At 70.5% G+C, this 4696-nt stretch carries 3 protein-coding genes and 1 pseudogene; all 4 read right to left on the minus strand.

Annotated features, from left to right (window positions below):
* On the minus strand, positions 1 to 1766 hold a 1766-nt coding region (locus RMO85_RS17650; protein ID WP_310530028.1), incomplete at its 3' end, for an NADH-quinone oxidoreductase subunit G.
* Complete coding sequence (gene nuoF / locus RMO85_RS17655) at positions 1763 to 3115, minus strand: NADH-quinone oxidoreductase subunit NuoF (RefSeq protein ID WP_310530029.1); 1353 nt, start codon at positions 3113 to 3115, stop codon at positions 1763 to 1765. The genes nuoF and RMO85_RS17650, both read right to left, overlap by 4 nt.
* A gap of 50 nt (positions 3116 to 3165) precedes the next feature.
* Positions 3166 to 3900: an NADH-quinone oxidoreductase subunit NuoE gene (gene nuoE, locus RMO85_RS17660; protein WP_310530030.1), complete on the minus strand. Its 735-nt coding sequence runs from the start codon at positions 3898 to 3900 to the stop codon at positions 3166 to 3168.
* 53 nt (positions 3901 to 3953) lie between these two features.
* Positions 3954 to 4696 (minus strand): annotated as a pseudogene (locus RMO85_RS17665) (NADH dehydrogenase subunit D); the annotation flags it as partial.

Below are 4696 nucleotides of genomic sequence, written 5' to 3' on the forward strand. Positions count from 1 at the left end.
GCGGCTTCGATCGCGGCCAGGGTCGCGGCCGGGTCGCTGGTGTCGTCGGGGTCGACGCCGCCGATCACCAGGCCACCGAGGTCGCCCTTGAGCAGTGCGGCCACGATCGCGTTGCCGTCACGACCAGCGGCCTCCGGCAGCGTGGCCACGCCCCAGGCGGTGGCGGCATCGCCGGGAGCCGCGGCGTCACCCGCGGGACGACCGCCGGGCAGCAGGCCCGGCAGGCAGCCGGCCTCGACCGCACCGCGGTCCCCGGCCCGGCGAGGCACCCAGGCCAACCGAGCCCCGGTGGTCTTCGCGAGCTCGAGCGCCGCGGTCAGGGCACCATGGCTCTGGGCGAGGCGCTCACCGACAAGGATCACCCCGCCGGCGTCGAGCGCGGTGAGTCCGTCATGGGCGAGAGCGCCCAACGCCTCGGCCTCGGTGCCGGGCACCGTCGGGATCAGGCGGCCCTTCATCTTGGCGAGGCCCCGCGTGCTGTACGGCGCCAGGGCGACGACCGACGTCGCGTGCTTGGACGCCTTGCGCAGCCGCAGGAAGATCGTGGCCGCCTCGTCCTCGGGCTCGAGGCCGGCGAGCACGACGACGGAGGCGGTCTCCAGGTCGGCGTACGACACCTCGCCGCTGAGGGCGACGAACGACGCGAGGAAGTCCGCCTCCTCGGCAGTGTGCGGTCGGGCGCGGAAGTCGATGTCGTTGGTGCCGAGAGCGACGCGCGCGAACTTCGCGTAGGCGTAGGCGTCCTCGGCGGTCACGCGACCACCCGTCAGCACAGCGCTGGCGCCCGCGGCCTGCAGGCCCCGGGCCGCGACCGCGAACGCCTCGGGCCAGGAGGCCGGGCGGAGCTCCCCGTCTCCGCCGTCCTCCACGCGGTCACGCACCATCGGGTGCGTGAGGCGGTCGTCCTGACGGGCGTAGTGGAAGGCGAACCGGTCCTTGTCGCTGATCCACTCCTCGTTGACCTCTGGATCGTTGCCGGCGAGGCGCCGCATCACCTTGCCGCGACGGTGGTCGATCCGGATCGCGGCACCACAGGAGTCGTGCTCGGCGACCCCCGGCGTGGAGACGAGGTCGAAGGGGCGCGAGCGGAAGCGGTACTCGGCGCTGGTCAGGGCGCCGACCGGGCAGATCTGGATGGTGTTGCCGGAGAAGTAGGACAAGAACGGCGCATCGTCGGCGATGCCGATCTGCTGCATGGCGCCGCGCTCGATCAGCGCGATGAACGGGTCACCGGCGATCTCGTCGGAGAAGCGGGTGCAGCGCTGGCAGACGATGCAGCGCTCACGGTCGAGCAGCACCTGGGCCGACAGGTTGATCGGCTTGGGGAAGGTGCGCTTGACGCCCTCGAACCGCGTCTCGCCGCGGCCGTTGGACATGGCCTGGTTCTGGAGGGGGCACTCGCCGCCCTTGTCGCAGACCGGACAGTCGAGCGGGTGGTTGATGAGCAGGAACTCCATCTGCCCCTGCTGCGCCTTGTCGGCGACCTTGCTCGTCACCTGGGTCTCCACGACCATGCCCTCCGCGACCGGCAGCGTGCAGGATGCCTGTGGCTTGGGGAGGGGCTTGCCGTTGCCGGCGTCGGGGATCTCGACCAGGCACTGCCGGCACGCACCGACCGGGGCGAGCAGCGGGTGGTCGCAGAAGCGCGGGATCTGCACGCCCACCTGCTCGGCAGCACGGATCACCAAGGTGTGCGGGGGGACGCTGATCTGCACGCCGTCGATGGTGACGGTCACCAGGTCCGTCTTCTCGGGAGTGGTCGTCATGAAGCGGTTGCTCCTGCCCGGGAGAAGTGGGTCGAGGCCGCGGGGTCGAACGGGCAGCCGGGGCGGTCCCCCGCACCACGAGCCTTCTGGTCCAGGTGCGCGAGGTAGTCGTCGCGGAAGTACTTGATCGAGCTCGAGATCGGGCTCGTGGCTCCGTCACCGAGGGCGCAGAACGACCGACCCAGGATGTTGTCGCACTGGTCGAGGAGCAGGTCGAGGTCGCCCTCGCTGCCCTGGCCGTTCTCCAGTCGCGCCAGCGTCTGCACCAGCCACCACGTGCCTTCGCGACACGGCGTGCACTTGCCGCAGGACTCGTGCTTGTAGAACTCGGTCCACCGCAGCACGGCTCGCACGACGCAGGTGGTCTCGTCGAAGAGTTGGATCGCGCGGGTGCCGAGCATGGAGCCCGCCGCCCCGACGCCTTCGAAGTCGAGGGGTATGTCGAGGTGCTCGGCCGTCAGCAGCGGGGTGCTCGACCCACCGGGCGTCCAGAACTTCAGCTCGTGGCCCTCGCGCATGCCGCCGGCCAGGTCGATCAGCTGGCGCAGCGTGATGCCGAGCGGGGCTTCGTACTGACCCGGCCTGGTGATGTGTCCGGACAGGCTGAAGATGCCGTAGCCCTTGGACTTCTCGGTCCCCATCGAGGCGAACCACCCCGCGCCGTTGCCGATGATGCTCGGCACGGACGCGATCGACTCGACGTTGTTGATGACCGTCGGGCTGGCGTAGAGACCAGCCACCGCCGGGAACGGCGGGCGCAGCCGCGGCTGGCCGCGGCGACCCTCCAGCCCCTCGAGCAGCGCCGTCTCCTCCCCGCAGATGTAGGCACCGGCACCGGCGTGCACGACGACGTCGAGGTCGTAGCCCGTGCCGTTGATGTCCTTGCCGAGCAGGCCGGCGAGATAGGCCTCCTGGACGGCGCGCTGCAGCCGACGGACGACGTGCAGCACCTCACCCCGGACGTAGATGAACGCGTGGTTGGCGCGGATGGCGAAGGAGCTGATGATCACGCCCTCGAGCAGCGTGTGCGGACTGGCCATCATGAGCGGGATGTCCTTGCAGGTGCCCGGCTCCGACTCGTCGGCGTTGACGACGAGGTACTTCGGCTTCCGGCCGGCTGGGGTCGCAGGGTCCTGCGGGATGAAGCCCCACTTCATGCCGGTGGGGAACCCGGCGCCGCCGCGACCGCGCAGACCGGAGTCCTTGACCGCGGTGATGATGTCGTCGGGCGCCATCGTGAGCGCCTTCTTCATGGCGACATAGCCGCCCTGCTGCTCGTAGGCGGCCAGGGTCCAGGCCCGGTCCTGGTCCCAGTTGTCGGTGAGGACCGGGGTCAACATGTCGGTCATTTGCCCTCCTGCGCCAGTGTCTCGGACTCCGCGCGCGACGTGTCGGCGGCTTAGACCGCCTCGACCGTGCTCACGGGGTGAACCGGCGACCCGGATGCGTCGGTCGCCGGCGCCGTCCAGCCGTTGGCCCGCGCGATCTTCAGGCCGACCAACGAGGCCGGGCCAGCGGCCGGGCCCTCGTCGGCGAGGTCGTCGGGGAAGCCCGCGAGCACGCGCTCGGCCTGCTTCCAGGTGCACAGCTTGGGGCCGCGCGTGGAGTGGACGTCCCTGCCGGCGCGCAGGTCGTCGACGACCTGGACCGCGGAGGCCGGCGTCTGGTTGTCCATGAACTCCCAGTTGACCATCATCACCGGCGCGTAGTCGCAGGCCGCGTTGCACTCGATGTGCTCGAGGGTGACGGCGTTGTGGTGCTCGGCGGTCCGCTCCGTTGTCTCGTCGTTGCCGACGTCGAGGTGGTCCTTGAGCCGCTCGAAGATCAGGTCGCCACCCATGACGGCGCACAGCGTGTTGGTGCACACGCCGACGAGGTAGTCGCCGACGGGCTTGCGCTTGTACATCGTGTAGAACGTCGCGACACCGCTGACCTCGGCGGCCGAGATGCCGAGGATCCCGGCGCAGGCCTCGATGCCCTCGGGGGTCACCCGGCCCTCGACCGACTGCACGAGGTGCAGCATCGGGAGCAGGCCCGAGCGTGCCTCGGGGTAGCGCGCGGCGATGGCCCGCAGCTCGGCGTACGTCTCGGCGCCGAGTGCCGTGTCGTTCTCGGTGAACCTGGCGGTGCTCATTCCTGGTGTGATCCCTCGGTCGCTGGCTCGTGCCTCGCTCGGCTCTGTCGGGGTCATCGGTCGACGCCTCCCATCACGGGGTCGATCGAGGCGATGGCGACGATGACGTCGGCGACCATGCCGCCCTCGCTCATCACGCTGGTGGCCTGGAGGTTGGTGAAGGACGGGTCGCGGAAGTGCGCCCGGAACGGACGGGTGCCGCCGTCGGAGACGACGTGCGCGCCGAGCTCGCCGCGCGGCGACTCGATCGGGACGTAGGCCTGGCCGGCCGGGACCCGGAAGCCCTCGGTGACGAGCGTGAAGTGATGGATCAGCGCCTCCATCGACTCGCCCATGATGTGGCGGATGTGGTCGAGGGAGTTGCCCATGCCGTCGGAGCCGATCGCGAGCTGGCTGGGCCACGCGATCTTCTTGTCCGCGACCATCACCGGCGCGCCCTCGAGGTCGGCCAGGCGGTCGGCGGCCTGCTCGACGATCTTGAGCGACTCGTCCATCTCGGCCAGCCGCACGCGGAAGCGGCCGTAGGCGTCGGCGGTGTCCCAGGTCTGGACCTCGAAGTCGTAGTCCTCGTAGCCGGAGTAGGGCTGCGTCTTGCGCAGGTCCCAGGCATAGCCGGTCGCACGCAGCGGCGGGCCGGAGAGGCCGAGGGCCAGGCAGCCGGCGAGGTCGAGGTGGCCCACGTCGACGAGGCGGGCCTTGAAGATCGGGTTGGCGTTGCAGAGTGCGGCGTACTCGGGCAGGCGCTTCCTCATCAGGGCGATGAAGTCGCGGATCTCGTCGAGGGCGCCGGGTGGCA

The organism is Nocardioides sp., assembly GCF_031422975.1.
GTDB lineage: Bacteria > Actinomycetota > Actinomycetes > Propionibacteriales > Nocardioidaceae > Nocardioides.